At 67.7% G+C, this 15588-nt stretch carries 19 protein-coding genes; 9 read left to right on the forward strand and 10 right to left on the reverse strand.

Features of this window, described 5'->3' with window-relative positions; all coding sequences use genetic code 11:
• Nucleotides 1–42: 42 nt before the first annotated feature.
• Nucleotides 43–1431: an FAD-binding oxidoreductase gene (locus tag A5745_RS04300; protein WP_076115216.1), complete on the forward strand. Its 1389-nt coding sequence runs from the start codon at nucleotides 43–45 to the stop codon at nucleotides 1429–1431.
• Between the two features lie 53 nt (nucleotides 1432–1484).
• Here A5745_RS04300 and A5745_RS04305 read toward each other — a convergent pair whose 3' ends face one another.
• Together A5745_RS04305 and A5745_RS04310 are read right to left on the reverse strand one after the other, a co-directional pair.
• Nucleotides 1485–1895, reverse strand: a complete 411-nt coding sequence (locus A5745_RS04305) for a hypothetical protein (protein WP_076115217.1) — start codon at nucleotides 1893–1895, stop codon at nucleotides 1485–1487.
• A 21-nt stretch (nucleotides 1896–1916) separates the two neighbouring features.
• Complete coding sequence (locus A5745_RS04310; RefSeq protein WP_076115218.1) at nucleotides 1917–2513, reverse strand: TetR/AcrR family transcriptional regulator; 597 nt, start codon at nucleotides 2511–2513, stop codon at nucleotides 1917–1919.
• A gap of 62 nt (nucleotides 2514–2575) precedes the next feature.
• On the opposite strand from A5745_RS04310, the gene A5745_RS04315 reads away from it, so the two are divergent.
• Nucleotides 2576–3013, forward strand: a complete 438-nt coding sequence (locus A5745_RS04315) for a DUF1707 domain-containing protein (protein WP_076115219.1) — start codon at nucleotides 2576–2578, stop codon at nucleotides 3011–3013.
• Nucleotides 3014–3015: 2 nt separating this feature from the next.
• Nucleotides 3016–3777, forward strand: coding sequence for an SDR family oxidoreductase (locus A5745_RS04320; protein WP_076115220.1), 762 nt, complete (start codon nucleotides 3016–3018; stop codon nucleotides 3775–3777).
• Between the two features lie 21 nt (nucleotides 3778–3798).
• Here the strand turns inward: A5745_RS04320 and A5745_RS04325 are convergent, their stop codons facing one another.
• From A5745_RS04325 to A5745_RS04345, 5 genes are read right to left on the reverse strand one after another with little or no spacing between them, the layout of a single operon-like run.
• On the reverse strand, nucleotides 3799–4275 hold the full coding sequence (locus A5745_RS04325; protein WP_083662707.1) for a hypothetical protein: 477 nt from the start codon (nucleotides 4273–4275) through the stop codon (nucleotides 3799–3801).
• Nucleotides 4276–4285: 10 nt separating this feature from the next.
• The gene (locus A5745_RS04330; RefSeq protein ID WP_076061065.1) at nucleotides 4286–4720 is read right to left on the reverse strand and encodes a protease inhibitor I42 family protein; all 435 of its coding nucleotides are present in this window, start codon (nucleotides 4718–4720) and stop codon (nucleotides 4286–4288) included.
• Nucleotides 4620–5150 (reverse strand): hypothetical protein, encoded by a 531-nt coding sequence (locus A5745_RS04335; protein ID WP_254848494.1) that lies wholly within the window; start codon nucleotides 5148–5150, stop codon nucleotides 4620–4622. The genes A5745_RS04330 and A5745_RS04335 overlap by 101 nt, the downstream gene beginning before the upstream one ends.
• Nucleotides 5147–5956, reverse strand: a complete 810-nt coding sequence (locus A5745_RS04340) for an SDR family oxidoreductase (RefSeq protein WP_076115222.1) — start codon at nucleotides 5954–5956, stop codon at nucleotides 5147–5149. Before A5745_RS04340 ends, A5745_RS04335 begins: the two co-directional genes overlap by 4 nt.
• A 4-nt stretch (nucleotides 5957–5960) precedes the next feature.
• Nucleotides 5961–6869, reverse strand: coding sequence for an RNA polymerase sigma-70 factor (locus A5745_RS04345; RefSeq protein WP_076115223.1), 909 nt, complete (start codon nucleotides 6867–6869; stop codon nucleotides 5961–5963).
• 87 nt (nucleotides 6870–6956) lie between these two features.
• Here A5745_RS04345 and A5745_RS04350 point away from each other — a divergent pair, with 87 nt between their 5' ends.
• The 3 genes from A5745_RS04350 to A5745_RS04360 all read left to right on the forward strand — a co-directional run bounded on the left by A5745_RS04350 (nucleotide 6957) and on the right by A5745_RS04360 (nucleotide 10577).
• Nucleotides 6957–8009 (forward strand): DUF5685 family protein, encoded by a 1053-nt coding sequence (locus A5745_RS04350; RefSeq protein ID WP_076115224.1) that lies wholly within the window; start codon nucleotides 6957–6959, stop codon nucleotides 8007–8009.
• Nucleotides 8010–8043: 34 nt separating this feature from the next.
• Complete coding sequence (locus tag A5745_RS04355; RefSeq protein WP_076115246.1) at nucleotides 8044–8826, forward strand: enoyl-CoA hydratase/isomerase family protein; 783 nt, start codon at nucleotides 8044–8046, stop codon at nucleotides 8824–8826.
• A gap of 158 nt (nucleotides 8827–8984) precedes the next feature.
• The gene (locus A5745_RS04360; protein ID WP_076115225.1) at nucleotides 8985–10577 is read left to right on the forward strand and encodes a Na+/H+ antiporter; all 1593 of its coding nucleotides are present in this window, start codon (nucleotides 8985–8987) and stop codon (nucleotides 10575–10577) included.
• Nucleotides 10578–10655: 78 nt separating this feature from the next.
• Here the strand turns inward: A5745_RS04360 and A5745_RS04365 are convergent, their stop codons facing one another.
• From A5745_RS04365 to A5745_RS04375, 3 genes are all read right to left on the reverse strand, one after another.
• A complete protein-coding gene (locus A5745_RS04365; RefSeq protein ID WP_076115226.1) occupies nucleotides 10656–10943 on the reverse strand; it encodes a hypothetical protein in 288 nt (95 codons plus the stop codon).
• A 105-nt stretch (nucleotides 10944–11048) separates the two neighbouring features.
• The gene (locus A5745_RS04370) at nucleotides 11049–11672 is read right to left on the reverse strand and encodes a maleylpyruvate isomerase family mycothiol-dependent enzyme (protein WP_254848495.1); all 624 of its coding nucleotides are present in this window, start codon (nucleotides 11670–11672) and stop codon (nucleotides 11049–11051) included.
• 32 nt (nucleotides 11673–11704) lie between these two features.
• Nucleotides 11705–12655, reverse strand: coding sequence for an LLM class flavin-dependent oxidoreductase (locus A5745_RS04375; RefSeq protein ID WP_076115227.1), 951 nt, complete (start codon nucleotides 12653–12655; stop codon nucleotides 11705–11707).
• 84 nt (nucleotides 12656–12739) lie between these two features.
• Here A5745_RS04375 and A5745_RS04380 point away from each other — a divergent pair, with 84 nt between their 5' ends.
• The 3 genes from A5745_RS04380 (at nucleotide 12740) to A5745_RS04390 (ending at nucleotide 15587) form a co-directional block, all read left to right on the forward strand.
• On the forward strand, nucleotides 12740–13522 hold the full coding sequence (locus A5745_RS04380) for a helix-turn-helix domain-containing protein (RefSeq protein WP_076115228.1): 783 nt from the start codon (nucleotides 12740–12742) through the stop codon (nucleotides 13520–13522).
• 96 nt (nucleotides 13523–13618) lie between these two features.
• The gene (locus A5745_RS04385; protein ID WP_076115229.1) at nucleotides 13619–14725 is read left to right on the forward strand and encodes a glycosyltransferase; all 1107 of its coding nucleotides are present in this window, start codon (nucleotides 13619–13621) and stop codon (nucleotides 14723–14725) included.
• Nucleotides 14726–14738: 13 nt separating this feature from the next.
• Nucleotides 14739–15587: a sulfurtransferase gene (locus tag A5745_RS04390; protein ID WP_076115230.1), complete on the forward strand. Its 849-nt coding sequence runs from the start codon at nucleotides 14739–14741 to the stop codon at nucleotides 15585–15587.
• The last annotated feature ends 1 nt before the right edge of the window (nucleotide 15588 follow it).

A 15588-nucleotide genomic window follows, 5' to 3' on the forward strand; every position in this document is an offset into this window, starting at 1 on the left:
GGCTACTACACACCGGCCGGGCCACTACCGATCCCAATTACGATGAGCGACATGACGGCGCGCTTCGCGGAAATCGTCGGGGTCCAAAACCTGCTGACCGGCGACGCCATCCCCGACGACTACTTCCACGACGAGGTGTTGACGACGACGCCGCAGAAACCGGGGTGGGTCGCGAAACCGGCATCCGCCGACGAGGTCGCGCGACTGCTCAAAACCGCCACGCAGCACAAGGTTCCGGTGACGGCCCGCGGATCCGGGACCGGCCTGTCGGGCGCGGCGATACCGCGGGAAGGCGGGCTCGTCATTTCCTTCGAGCGGATGAACGCGGTCCTCGAGGTCGACACGACTAACCAGGTCGCCGTCGTCCAACCGGGAGTGACGCTGACCGAGCTGGACGCCGCGACCGTCGACGCCGGGCTGAGCTACATGGTTCACCCCGGCGAGCTGTCCTCCAGCGTCGGCGGAAACGTGGGAACCAATGCCGGCGGCATGCGCGCGGTCAAGTACGGGATCGCCCGCCACAACGTGCTCGGGCTGCAGGCCGCGCTGCCGACCGGCGAGCTCATCTGGACCGGCGGCAAGATCGCCAAGGTCTCCACCGGTTACGACCTGACGCAGCTCATCGTGGGCTCCGAAGGCACCCTCGCCCTGGCCACCGAGGTGATCGTCAAGCTGCATCCGCGCCTCGATCACAGCGCCACCGTGCTCGCCCCGTTCGCCGACTTCGACCAAGTCATGCAGGCGGTGCCTCGCATCGTGGCCAGCGGCCTGGTGCCCTACATCCTCGAGTACATCGACAACATGACGATGGCCGCCCTCGTCCATACCCAGAACCTCGAGCTTGGGATTCCGGATCAGATCCGCGACAGCTGCCAGGCGTATCTCGTTGTGGCGCTTGAGAACCGCACCGCGAACCGGCTCGACGAGGACGTCGAGCGCGCCGGCGAACTGGTCGCCGAGCTGGGTGCCGTCGACGCCTACGTGCTCGAGGGAAGCGCGGCCCGCCGGTTGATCGAGGCACGCGAGAAGGCGTTTTGGACGGCCAAGGCAATCGGCGCCGACGACATCATCGACACCGTCGTGCCGCGCTCCGCGATGCCGAAATTCCTTTCGGGTGCACGCGAATTGGCGGTGGCTGCCGGCGGTGCCGCGGCGGGCTGCGGGCACGCCGGCGACGGCAACGTGCACCTGGCCATCATCTGCAAGGACCCGTCGAGTCGGAAAAAGCTTCTGACCGACATCTTCGCGCTGGCAATGGAATTGGGTGGCGCGATCTCCGGCGAACACGGACTCGGCCGCGCCAAAACTCCCTACTTCCTCGAGCTCGAGGACCCGGTCAAGGTCGAGCTCATGCGCCGCATCAAGCAGAGCTTCGACCCCGCGGGCATCCTCAATCCCGACGTGCTCTTCCCGACGCAATTGTCGCTGTGAGGCGGGCACAGAGGGTGTCGCCTTTTTCGAGAGACTCGTGTGGCCAATGTGACTCAGCTGCGTCGCCGTGCGGCGAGCCAACGTCCAGCGAACCAGCAGAACAGCGCAAACCCGACGCTGGAATAGATCAAGTTGACGACCACGCCCGCGGTTGGATCGAACCCGAGCCGGCGCAACTGGCCCGCTTTACGGGCATCGATGCCGTGGCTGAGCTCCAAGATGATTCCCGCGATCGCGAGGAGCTGCCCGGCGAGCGCGACGAGGACGACCCGGATCACCCAACGAAAACCACGCAGCACCATCACCGCGACGGCGGTCAGGGCGACCGCAACCGCGATGTACGCCAGCGCTTGAACCGTCTCGCGGTGCGCTACTGCGGAGACCAACGCGGTGATGGCCAGCCCGACACCGGCAAGCATGAGCCCGGCGACGCTGATCGCCAGCGGCCGATGGAACGCAGCCATGACCGCGGAGTCTACGCGTCCTCAAAGCAATTGGGCGACAACGCCTTCAATCATCGCTTCCGGGTCTGCCTGAATGCCGACCGCACGCAACTCGCCCCCGATGGCAAGCGAGGCGACGCCGTGCACCAACGACCAGAGCGGGCCGGCAATCGAACGCGGGTCCTGGCCAGCGGCCTCCTGACATTGCGTTATCACCTCGAGCAGGTCGCCGAACGCGCGCTCCGCGGCAACCGCCAGGCTCGGGTGGTCCGCTTTCGAAATCTCGGCGCCGAACATCACCTGGTAGCGGTCCCGGTGGCTCACCGCCCAGCGCACATAAGCGCGGCCCAGTTCGACGACCCGCGCCTTCGGATCCGCCACGGCCTCGGCGGCGGCGGCCAGCTCGGCGTGCAGTTCGAGGAACCCCTGTTCCGCGACGGCGGCCAGCAACGAGGCCTTGTCGGCGAAGTGCCGATACGGGGCCGCCGCGCTGACGCCGGCGCGCCGCGCCGCCTCGGTGAGGGTGAACCCTTTCGGCCCCTTCTCGGCCACCAGCGATAGCGCGGCACTGGTCAGCGCCCGTTTCAGGTCGCCGTGGTGGTAACTATCCCGGCGCGCAGACGTCGTTTTCCGTGTCATGTTGACGACATTAACATTATGGTCTATGTTAATGCTATTCACATCTTCATCGAGGAGCAGAAATGAGCAACCAACTCGTGACCACCACCCCGAACAACCGCGCCGGCGACCGCGACCGACAGAGGACGGCCGCACGCCTCGGCCAGGCACTCGCGCAGGGCTACCTGGAACTGCACGACTACGACCAGCGCCTGCAGGCGGCGTACCAAGCACACACCACCGGGGACCTAAAGCAGCTGCTGACGGACCTTCCCCTCGATCGCATCCGCCGTGCCGACCCTCGCCGCCGCGCCGCCCGCCGGGCGGCGGCCCGCCTCGGGGTGCGCATCCACCTCACCGCCTTCGTCGCGATGGCCGCCATCGTGCTCACCGTGTGGGCAGCGACCGGCGTCGCGTACTTCTGGCCGATCTGGCCCATTTTGGGTGCGGCGATCGGTCTCGTCAGCCACGCCCTGGCCGTCCGGCCGGCCGTGAAAACCGTTGGACATCAAGGAGTTTAGCCATGTCACTCGCCGTCATTACCGGGGCCAGCTCGGGCTTCGGCGCAATCTTCGCCGACCAACTCGCGAAACGCGGCCATCGTCTGGTCCTCGCCGGACGGGACGAGCAACGGCTTAACGCGGTGGCGCAACACCTAGGCCAACAAGCCGAACTCGTCATCGGCGACCTCGCCACCGAAAAAGGCATAGACGACCTCATCGCCCACCTCGGCGACCGAGACGTCGACGTACTGGTCAACAACGCCGGCTTCGGCACCTACGGCCCGTTCGCCGAGATCGACACCGAGCGCGAGCACGAACTGGTCGCCGTCAACATCGACGCGCTGGTCCGCCTCACGCATGCGGTGCTCCCCCAAATGCTCCAGCGCGGGAGGGGCGGAATCCTGAATGTCGCCTCCACCATCGCGTTTCAGCCTGGCCCCTACCAAGCCACCTACGGCGCGTCGAAAGCATTCGTGCTGTCGCTCAGCCAGGCCTTGTGGGCGGAGACCCGAAAATCCGGAGTCACGGTGACGGCGTTGTGCCCGGGCCCAACCCGCACCGGGTTCGTCGACGCGCTCGGATCCGACGTTTCGCACACCACGATCTATCGACGCCTCGCCGCACCAGAGCCCGTCGTGGCCGCCGGCCTGAAAGCCCTGGACCGAGGCCGGCCCGTCGTCGTACCCGGCTGGCGCAACCGGTTCACGTCCACGTTCAGCCACCTGATGCCCGGCGGGCTCTCGGCGCGGGTCACCGGGCGGATGCTGCGGCCCGCAGAATAGCCAAATCCGTTACGCCACAATCTACTTCGGACGCACCCCGGCGGCGCGGTAGACGAAGACCGGCTCGACCGGAAAGCGCAACGTCGTGCTCGGCAGCTTCTCCAGCACCTCGTCGGGGATTTTCCTCTTGTAGTTGAGCTTCATCATGCCGCTGCAGGCGCGGTCCACGCCGTGCAACCCGATGTCGATCACCAGACCTTTGCCGGTGATTGTCGCGGTCGCCGGTCCCTTATCGGCATCCCAACCGCAATCGATGGACCGCAGGTTGGTGTCCCCCCGCGCCGGAAAGGTCGCGACCACCCGCGCATCGCTGAACGCGAACGCGCCCTTATACCGGGACACCCCGGAGGCCGAAAAGACGCCCGGGACATGGCCGCTGAAATGCCGACTCACGCCGACATTCCCCGCAAGGAAAATCAGACCCTCGGCTTCGAGCTGCTCACGCAGGTCCGCGGGCACATTGCTCAACCGCGGCCAGTTGCGAAGGAAACCAAACACAGCCAAATTTCTACCGCACCGTCACGGTCGCGTTGTAAGTGCTCTTCGGCGTCGGGTCGCGGCCCACGAAACTGGTGTAGTAGGTGGTGATCGTGGTGATCCCGGGTTTCAGCACCGCGAAGGTCCAGACTTCGGTTCCGGGCGCCCCCAGCCTGTCGCTGCTCGGCTGGACAAACTCGTGACTGGTTTGCTTCAGGATCGTCGTGTCGCCGATCTTCGTCTCGGCCGTCCACCGATACGGCGTGGTGTAGTTCGAGCCCAACTTCAGTGTCAGTGTGTTGCCGACGGCAACGGTGGCGTTCTGCGTGATGACGCTTTGCTTGAGGACGTCATCCATGGAGACCTCAAGGGTCGTGCTGGTCGGGGGGTTCCTGGACTGGAACGTGCAGCCCACCAACGTCGATATAACGAGAATCGCGACGGTCACCAAGAGCCTGATCTTCACGACAGTCATTTGCTTCCATTATGGGGGCTGACCCAGGTCGCCACGTGGTGAGGAGCAGCAGGGCAACCGGCAGCAGCACGGCCACGGTGAGGACGATCGTCTGCGCGACCGCGGCCGCCGTCGTGAAGTGCTCCAGGTGGCTGACATGAAAGATCAGGTGCGGGACCGCGAACAGCACGTACGCACCCAGCGCGACCCGGACCATGCGGCGCTCCATCGTTATTGCGGCGACGACGAATACGAGCGCAAGTGAGAGATTCATCGCGCCGTAGTCGCGCATCAGGTGTTCGGAGAACGGCGGCACGAGGGTCACCCAGGGCACGTGGTCGTAGAACGCTCGGGGGGAAAGCGTCGCGACGAGTCCGACGGCGAGCGTCACGAATGTGAGAAACCACACTCCGGCGCGAAGCACGGCCTGCCGGGCATTCACCGCGACCCCTTGAGTCGAGGGCGCGGCAGGTAGGCGCGGATGGCGTCGCGGTACGGCCGTTGACCCGCGTCGACCTGTTCGCGAAGGTACTGTTCGAAGGTGATCGTGCCGTCGGCGTGTTCCGGGGTCATCAGCCCGCCGGCGCCGATCCCGCGAAAGACCTTGCCGGGCAACCGGATCGGGACGATCGGCTGGCGCTTGCCGACGATCGCCATGTAGCTGCGGGCGAGATCGTCCAGCGCACGCGGCTGCGGCCCGCCGAAATCCGGTGCACGCCCGACGGGCTCGCCGAGCGCCAGTTGGGCCAACCGCGCGCCCACGTCGCGCACGTCGACCGGTTGGAACCTCAAGCCCGCCGGCAGCGCCATCACCGGCGGCTTCGCGAGCATCCGCAACAGGAACGCGATCAGATCGTGAAACTGCGTGGCCCGCAGCACCGTCCACGGCAGGCCCGACTCGGCGATCGTGCGTTCATTGGCGAGCACGGTGCGGTAGAAGGCGAATGGGATGCGGTCGATTCCGACGATGGAGACGAACACCAGATGCGGTGAGCCGGCTCGTTTCGCCGCCGCGACCAGGCGCTCGCTGGGAAAGACGCAATGCACGATCGTGTCGATGCCGTCCAGCGCCGCGTCCAAGCCGTCGCCGGTTTGCACGTCGCCGACGACGTGCTGAACGTCGGTGGACTGCTGCGGGCGCCGTCCCCGGCTCAGGACGCGGACGTCCTTGCCCGCGGCCGCAAGATGGTCGACGACGATGCGCCCGACGGTGCCCGTGCCGCCGGTTACCAGTACTCGATTAGCCATACCCTTATGAACCGGGCAGCCCGGCCGGACGTGACAACTGCTCGGCAATGAATCTCAGCTTGTCCGGATTGGCCACCACACGCAGCGCCGCTATCCGCTGGCCGCTGATCTCGAAGTACAGGACGGCGGCCAACGTCTCGCCGTCGAATGCCAGCACTGCCGGCTCGCCATTGACGTCGGCGACATCCAGACGCAGACCGAGCTCAGGCATGTTCCTGCCGAACGCGCCCGCCACGTAGCGGGACACCCGGTCGCGGCCCAGGATCGTGCGCCGCGCGGCGCCCACCTTGCCGCCTCCGTCAGCGGTGGACGTCGCATCGGCGGTCAGGATTTCGACGAGTCCGCCCACGTCGCCGGCGCCGGCCGCGGTGAAGAATCGATCGACCAGCGACCGCCACTGCGCCCGGTCCGGCTGGAATCGCTGCCGGGATTCACCCAGCCGTTCCCTCGCGCGCCGGTAGAGCTGCCGGACGTTGATCTCCGAGAGTTGCAGGATCTCGGCGATCTCGAAGTGGCTGTAGGCGAACGCCTCTCGGAGCACGAACGCCGCCCGCTCGTTGGGTTTGAGGCGTTCCATCAAGCTCAGCAGCGCGATCGACACCGACTCGCGCTGCTCGGCGGTTTCCTGCGGGCCGAGCGCCCGGTCGTCGGTGAGGACCGGCTCCGGAAGCCACGGCCCGGGGTAAACCTCGCGGCGAGCGCGCGCCGAGGTGAGCCGGTTGAGGCACAGGTTCGTGACGACCTTGGTCAGCCATGCCGGCAGCGATTCGATCTGGGCCGGGTCGGCGGCGTGTAGGCGCAGGTATGCATCCTGTACCGCGTCTTCCGCTTCGCTCGCCGACCCGAGCAGTCGATACGCCAACCAGAACAGGCGCGAGCGCTGAGCCTCGAAATCCTCGACGAGCTCGCTCACCCTGCCCAGCCTGCCACGCCCGGATCCCGATGGCCCGTCCGGCGTTTTGGGGCGCGAGTTTGCTGCAGGTCCGGTAGCTTCTGTCCAATGTTTGGCATCATCCGGCCCTGCCGTCATCGGCTCGGCGACGAGCTCGCTGCCGCATGGACGGCCCAATTGTGCGGATTGTGTCTGGCCCTGCGCGACGACTACGGCCAGGTCGCGCGGATCGCCACCAACTATGACGGCCTGGTGGTCTCGCTGCTCGTCGAGGCCCAGTCGGCCGGCGAGCCGACCCGCCGCAAAGCCGGACGGTGCCCGCTGCGCGGGCTGCGGCGCGCGGACGTTGCCACGGGTGAGTGTGTGCGGCTGGCCGCGGTGGTGTCGCTGGCGCTGGCCGCCGCTCGGGTTCGCGATCATGTCGACGACCGCGACGGCGTGGTCGGCGCGGTCGGGGTGCGACCGGCCGCGCGTCGCGTAGCCGAGCGGTGGGTGCGTCAGGGCACCGAGGCCGGTCACAGCCTGGGCTTCGATACCGGCGTGCTCGTCGCCGCGATGGACCGGCAGGCCGAGCTCGAGGCCACGGCGGGGCCGGGCAGCTCGCTGCTCGCGGTGACCGAGCCCACCGAGACCGCGGTCGCCGAAGCGTTCGCGCACACCGCCGTGCTGGCCGGCCGCCCGGCCAACCAGGCGCCGCTGCGCGAGATCGGCCGGCTGTTCGGGCGAGTGGCGCACCTGCTCGACGCGGTCGAGGACTACCGCGACGACCTGGCGCGCGGCAAGTGGAATCCGTTGGCCGCCACCGAAACTCCTCTGACGGAGGCACGCGTGCTATGCGACGACGCGGTGCTCGGCATCGAATTGGCGCTCGCCGACGTGGAGTTCAGCGACGGACGCCTGGCCCATCGCTTGTTGACGCGCGAGGTGCGCCGGGCGGTCTCGCGCACCTTCACCGGCGCCGGTTACCGAGCGCAAAGCGGAACGCCGCACGGCCAGCAGGAACCGATCAACTTCGGTCCCGGCAATCCCGCCGGCCCAGAGGGCGAAGAACCCGGCGCAGTGGCCAAACGCCGCGGCGGCGGCGACGGAACCGGTTGCATCTTCTGCTGCGATGGCTGCGACTGTTGTTGCGACTGCGGCGATTGCTGCGACTGCACATAGGCCCGACCCGCGCGGCGGGTTAATGTTGCCGGCCATGACTACCTATGACACGCTCACCTTCGCGCAGGACGGACCCGTCACCCGAATTGTGCTCAACCGGCCGGACGCAGCCAACGGCATCGACGACACGCTGGCGCGTGAGTTGGTCGACGCGGCAGCGCAATGCGACGTCCCCGAGACGAAGGTGGTCGTGCTTAGCGGCGCGGGACGGTTCTTCTGCGCCGGCGGCGACTTGAAGGCGATGGCCGCCTCGCCGCTCGGCCCCGGACGATTCGTCAAACGCCTTGCCGACGACCTGCACCGAGCCATCTCGACGTTCGCGCGGATGGACGCCGTCCTGATCATCGCGGTCAACGGCGTCGCGGCGGGGGCTGGATTCAGCCTCGCGATGATCGGCGATCTCGTGCTGGCCGCCGAGTCCGCGTCGTTCACCATGGCCTACACCAAGGCGGGCCTCAGCCCCGACGGCAGCTCGTCCTACTATCTCCCGCGGCTGATCGGCGTCCGCCGCACCCAGGACCTGATGCTGACCAACCGACGGCTCTCGGCCGTGGAGGCGGCGCGGTGGGGACTGGTCACCGAAGTCCTGCCCGACGACGGTCTGGGCGCCCGCGTCGACTCGCTGGTCGCTGAAATGGCCGGCGCCGCAAAAGCTTCCAGCTCGGCGGTGAAGAAACTACTGCTCACGAGCTTCGGTAATGGCCTCGAGGAGCAAATGGAGATCGAAGGCCGGATCATCGCGGCATGCGCCGACAACCCCGACGGCCGCGAGGGCATCGACGCGTTCGTAAACAAGCGGGCGCCGAAGTTCGCCTGAGCCAATCGGTCTGCGGGCACCCACATGACTCTCGAATCTGATAGCGCATGCGCTATCGCGTTTGAAATTCACCTGCCCCTTCCCTGACGGTGCCCGTGGGGCGGGTGTGACTCAAACCCCAAGCGGCGCAGGTCGAGCACGTCCGGCAGGATGGGCTGGTGTTTGGCCTTGAACTCGTCGTCGCGCTCGTCTCCACCGTCATCGTGGGAACGGTCATCGGCCGGCGGTATCGCGTGGGCCCCCCGGTGCTCCTCATCTTGCTCGGCGCACTGGTAGGTGTGATCCCGCACTTCGGTCATGTGCATGTCGACGGCGAGGTCGTGCTGCTGCTGTTCCTGCCCGGGATCCTCTACTGGGAAGGCATCAACACCAGCTTTCGCGAGATCCGAGCGAACGCGCGCATCATCGTCATCCTCAGCGTCGCCCTGGTGATCGCGACGGCGGCCGCCGTGTCGTGGACCGCGCGCTCGCTGGGCATGGACCCGCACGCGGCCGGCGTCCTGGGCGCGGTGCTGTCCCCCACCGACGCCGCCGCGGTGGCCGGCCTCGCCAAAAAACTGCCGCGCCGCCAGCTGACCGTACTGAAGGCCGAGAGCCTCATCAACGACGGCACCGCGCTGGTGCTTTTCGCCGTCAGCGTCCAAGTCGCGATCGGCGGATCGGCCATCAGCCCACTGCAAGTGACCGGCCGGTTCATCCTGTCCTACGTCGGCGGCATCGCCGCCGGGCTGCTCGTCGGCTGCGCGGCCACCTTCATCCGCAAACACATCGACGCACCCCAGGACGAAGGCGCCCTGAGTCTGCTGACACCGTTCGCCGCGTTCCTGTTGGCCCAAGCCTTCGACTTCAGCGGTGTGGTCGCGGTCATGGTGTCCGCCCTGGTGCTCGCGTACGCCGGGCCGCTGGTGATCCGTGCCCGCTCCCGCCTAACGGCCTACGGGTTTTGGGACATCGCGACATTCCTGCTCAACGGCTCGCTGTGGGTGTTCGTCGGGGTGCAGATCCCGGGTGCGTTGCGCGGCATCGCGGGCGTCGACGGCGGATTTCGCCACGCCTTGTATCTCGCTCTCGCCATCACCGGGGTGGTCATCGTGTCCCGGATCGTGTGGGGCGAGGTCACCACTCTTCTCATTCGCCTCATCGACCGCCGCGAGTTGCAACGCAGCCGTCGCGTCAACTGGCGCCAGCGGTTCCTCACGGCGTGGGCCGGATTCCGCGGAGCCGTGTCGCTCGCCGCGGCGGTGGCCGTCCCGATGACCACGCTCAGCGGCGCGCCGTTCCCGGACCGCAGCCTGATCATCTTCATCGTGGTCGTCGTCATCCTGGTGACCGTCCTGGTCCAAGGAACCACGCTGCCGGCGGTGGTCCGCTGGGCGAAGATTCCCGACGACGTCACCTACCTACAAGAATTGGAGCTCGCCCGCACCCGCGGCGTGCAAGCCGCCCTCGACGCACTGCCGACGGTTGCCGACGAAGTCGGCATCAGTGACGACCTGCGACGGCGCCTGCAGAAGGAATACGAGGAGAAGGCCGCGCTCGCCCAAGCCACCGAGGACGGTTCGGCGAACAGCCGCCTGCTTAAGGGCAAGGAGAAGGTCCGGCGGGTGCGACTCGGCGTGCTCGAACACAAGCGCCGCGAAATCACCGCGCTGCGCAACCAGAAGGTCATCGACGACATCGTGCTGCGCGAATTGCAGAACGAGATGGATCTAGAGGAAGTGCAGCTGCTCAACGCCGCCGACGACGAGTGAGTTAAATCTACGTCGTCCTCGGTACGTCACACGCGCCTCACGAATCTCGCCGGAGAGGCGGCACCCTTTGTGCCCGCCTCATAGCGACAACTTGGCCGCCGCCCGCAACTCCAGCACACGTTTGTGTATCCGATGCTCGGTGCCACGCGGCATGTAGCCCGGTCCGTAGCGACCCCGCCCAAGTCGCCGCACCCTGCCGCGCGCCATCTCCCACCGCAGCGCATCCGAGATGACCTTCGATGGCCTGCCGCGCACGCAAAAGCCGTGCCATTTCAGCGCATTGATCAACTCGGCGATGGTTCCCGGCCCGTGGACGGCCAATTGCATCGCGAGCACGTAACGAAGCTCGATTCCTTGAAGGTTCATCATCGAACGGTCACATACGGGTGCGACACCGACCGAGTTGTCGCTGTGAGGCGGGCAAAACGAGCACCCCTTCCCCCGGGAGGCCAAAGTGACGGATGTGACAACTCAGCGGTAGATGTTCACGCTGACGGGCAACCCTAGGCGCGTTGGATCGCCCCGGCCGGTGGCGGCGAGCAAGAAATCGTGCGCCGCCATGCCGGTTTCCTGCTCGAAGCGCTCGCTCGAGACGCCCAACAAGCGCGCGACGGCCGGGTCTGCAGCGGCGGCGTCATCGCGCTGCAGCGCACCGAGCACGAAGTCAACGCTGGCGCGCAGGCCAGGGCCGGCATCGAACGGCAGCCCCACGGCGGCCCGAATATCGTCCGCGTGCACGTAGGCGTCGTTCAGCAGCGCGTGCACGCCCTGGCCAAGGGTGAGTCCAGGGACCGGGCTTGGCCCCGACCAGGCCGCGTCGTCGAACACCTCCGCAAGGCGCGCAACCGAATCCATTGCGCTCCGCAGTCGCCCCGCGAGCGCCTCAGGCGATTCGCCGCGCAGGGCCGCGGCCTGGTCGTCGGGCGTGCGACTGCCGATGGTGCCGCCGACCGTGTCGAGAACCTGGCCCACCACGTGGCCGGCGACGTCGCGCACCTGCCACCCCGAGCAGCGGGTTTCACGGATCCAGTCCGAATCATCCAGTGCGCCAATGAGTTCGGCGAATGAACGATATTCGTCGAGTAGGCCGTGCACGGTCTGGTCTCGATCGGGCCCTGGCCGCATGATCATCGCAGCGCCACCGTTACGTTGCAAAGTCGGTGCAGCTGCTCGATGAACCCATCGGGACCGAGGACACCTATCCGGCAGACCAGATGCCGCGCGCCCGCGTCGATGAAGCTTGCCAGCCGGGCGGTCACGGCGTCGGGTGTCCCGGCCGCGAACGTCTGGATTTGCTCGACAACATCGATGCCGAATCCATATGTCTGGGTTGCGAAGTGATCCAAGGCAGCTCGCCCTCCGTCGGCATCGTCTGTCAATAGCACGGTGACGAACAACGCCGGCGTGACGGCATCGGCGCCGCGCCCAGCACCTTGGGCGGCGGCGCGCACCTCGAGCAGACCCGACCGATAGCCCTGCGGCGTCGGGGGATACGGGAGCCACCCGTCGTACAAGCGGCCGGCTCGAGCCCGCGCACCGGTGGTGTCCGCGGCCAGCCACACCGGTGGACCGGACGCGTTGAACGGAGTGATGCCGGCCGGAATGTCGTCGAGGTGCAGCACGGCACCATGAAAAGAGCTGGGCTCCTTGGAGTTCCAGAGCTGGCGCCACAACGCGACGGTGTCGTCGAGGCGCGCGAACCTTCGGGCCCATGGCACCTCCGACGCGGCGTATTCCACCTCGGACAGTCCCGGGAAGCCGGCGCCGACCGCCACCGCCAGCCGCCCACCCGATAGCCGGTCAATCGAGGCCAGCACCTGTGCGGTCTGCACCGGCCGCCGCAGCACCGGCTGTAACGCAGCGGTGCCCAGAGTGATCCGGTCGGTGATGGCGGCCGCTGCCGAGAGAAACGTCAGCGCCTCGATGCGGGGCCGCACCAACGAGTCGTTGGCCCACAGCGAGTCGAACCCCAGCTCTTCAACGGCGCGGGCGAAGTCGAGGAGCCCACGCAGATCGGTCCCGGCCCAGGGCTCGGCGGCGAGCGGCGGCATGACACCAATGCAGACTGGCTGATCCATATCGCGATCGTGTCGCCGGGAATGATGCACGGCAATTCCCTGCAAGGAATAGCGTCCAGCGCGACAAATGAGTTGACTGTTGGCATGTCCGTTTCGGCGCCGGAAGACTTCGGCGCGGTCCTGCGCGAATGGCGCGCCCGGCGCCGGCTGAGTCAGATCGACCTGGCCAACGAGGCCGGCACCACACAGCGGCATCTGAGCTTCCTGGAGCAGGGGCGATCAGTGCCGGGCCGCGAAATCGTCAGCAGGTTGGCCGACTCGCTGCAACTGACGCTGCGGCAGCGCAACGCGCTGCTCTCGGCGGCGGGCTTCGCGCCGGCGCACCCGGAGTCGCCCCCGGATGCGCCGCTGCTGGAACCGGTGCGGGAGGCGCTGCAACACGTCCTCGACGGCCACCTGCCGTATCCCGCGATGGTCATGGACGGGTTCGGCGAACTCGTCGCCGCCAACAGCGCCTTCGGGTTGCTCACAGAGGGGGTGCCGGCGTCGCTGCTGAAGCCACCGATCAACGTGTTGCGCGTCGCGTTGCATCCCGAGGGCATGGCCGCGCGCATCGTAAATCTCGACGATTGGCGCCGGCACATCTTGCATGGTCTGCGTGAGCGTGGCCCGCACCCACGGCTCGATGCGCTCATCGAGGAACTGGAGGCGTACGGCCTGCCGGCGCCGGGCGGCAAGCCGATCGAATCGCTGGGCTTCGCCGTGCCGCTGCACCTGCGCTCCCCCGACGGCGACGTACGGCTGGTGGCAACGATTTCGACGTTCGTCACCGCACTCGACGTCACCGTGTCGGAGCTGCGCCTGGAGGCGTTCCTGCCCGCCGACCGCGAGACCGCAGCGATTCTCGCCCGTCGCCACGCCGAGTGAGACGAGCAGGCCTTCCGCCGACGAATTCACCCACTGTTCAGGCACCCGTCGGTTCCACATCGTTGAGTGCACAGGCGCGGCGGGTGTCCTCACGGTATGCGTGTCGTACAGGTCGCCAACTTTTATGGCCCGCGCTCCGGCGGCCTTCGCACCGCAGTGGACCGGCTCGGCGCCGAATACTGCGCCACGGGACACGAGGTGTTTCTGATCGTCCCCGGCCCGCGGACCGAGCACACCGAGTTGCGGACGGGTGTCGTACGAATCACCCTGCCCGCCAGGCTGATTCCATTTACCGGCGGCTACCGTGCGGTGATGCCGTGGCCGGTCAGGGCGCTAGTGGCGTCGCTGAAACCCGACGCGCTGGAGGTCTCCGACCGGCTCACGCTGCGATCGCTGGGGCCTTGGGGCCGCGAATTCGGCGCCAAGACGGTGATGATCTCCCATGAGCGCCTGGATCGCCTTGTGGGACAGATACTTCCGCGTCGGGCCGCGGAGAAGTTCGCGGACTTCGCCAATAGGCGCACGGCCGCCAACTACGACACCGTGGTGTGCACCACGGGTTTCGCTCGCGAGGAATTCGACCGTATCGGAGCGACGAACACCGTCACCGTCCCGCTGGGCGTGGACCTGCACACCTTCCACCCGCGGCGGCACTCGTACCTGGTGCGGCGGCGATGGGCCACACCGGAACAGATCCTGCTGGTCCACTGCGGCCGGCTGTCGGTGGAAAAACGCGTCGACCGCAGCATCGACGCGCTCGGCGCCCTCTGCCACGCCGGCGTCGATGCCCGGCTGGTCGTCGTGGGCGAGGGCCCGTTGCGGGCCAGGCTGCAGCGGCAGGCCGCCCGGCTTCCGATCGACTTCACCGGCTTCATCAACGACCGCCACGCGGTCGCGGGGTTGCTCGCCACGGCCGACGTGACCCTGGCACCCGGGCCGCACGAAACGTTCGGGCTCGCCGCGCTGGAATCGCTCGCGTGCGGGACGCCGGCCGTGGTCTCGCGCACGTCGGCGCTGACCGAGATCGTCACCCCCGACAGCGGCGCCCTGGCCGACAACGATCCCTTCGCCATCGCGACAGCCGTCGGCACCATCGTCAGCCGACCCGAGCGGCACCGCCGCAGTTCCGCGCGGCGCCGCGCGGAGAACTTCACCTGGCAACGCGCGGCGGCGGGCATGCTGGCATCGCTGGGAACCGCGTAGCTACGCTCGATCGGTGCAACCGCGCGACCGGGTCCTGATCACGGTCACGGAGCTGGCCGACCTCATCGCGGCCGGCGATCCGCTCACCGTCCTGGATGTGCGTTGGCGCCTCGACGAGCCCGACGGGCGACCGGCGTACCTGGAGGGCCACATCCCGGGCGCGGTGTATGTGTCACTCGAGGACGAGCTCAGCGATCACACGGTTGCCGGCCGCGGACGACATCCGCTGCCGTCGGGCCGCGATCTGGAGTCCGCCGCGCGCCGCTGGGGTATTCGGACCGACTCGGCGGTCGTGGTCTATGACGACTGGAATCGCGCCGGCTCCGCGCGGGCGTGGTGGGTGTTGACCGCGGCGGGGCTGCCGAACGTAAGGATTCTGGACGGCGGCCTGTCGGCGTGGCGGTCCGCCGGACACGGTCTGGAGAGCGGTCTCGTCGACCCGCAGCCGGGGAATGTGACTGTGCCGCACGACAATTTGTACGCCGGGGGCCGACCGACGTTGACTGCCGAGCAATCGGGCGCCGTGACGTTGCTCGACGCTCGCGCGCCGGAACGCTTCCGCGGTGACGTCGAACCGCTCGACCCCGTCGCCGGTCATATCCCCGGCGCGAAGAACCTGCCGAGCACCGCGGTGCTGGCCGCCGACGGCACGTTTGTCGGCGATCTTGCGCTCGCCCAATTGCTTTCCGATCGCGGTATCTCTGGTGACAGCCCGTTGGGCGCCTACTGCGGCTCGGGGGTCACGGCAAGTGTCGTGATCGCCGCGCTCGCGGCGACCGGCCGCGCGGCGTCGCTGTTTCCCGGGTCATGGTCCGAGTGGTGTTCGGACCCGAGCCGCCCGGTGCGCCGCGGTCCCGAATAGA

Source organism: Mycobacterium sp. IS-2888 (assembly GCF_001954215.1).
In the GTDB taxonomy this organism is placed as follows: Bacteria; Actinomycetota; Actinomycetes; order Mycobacteriales; family Mycobacteriaceae; genus Mycobacterium.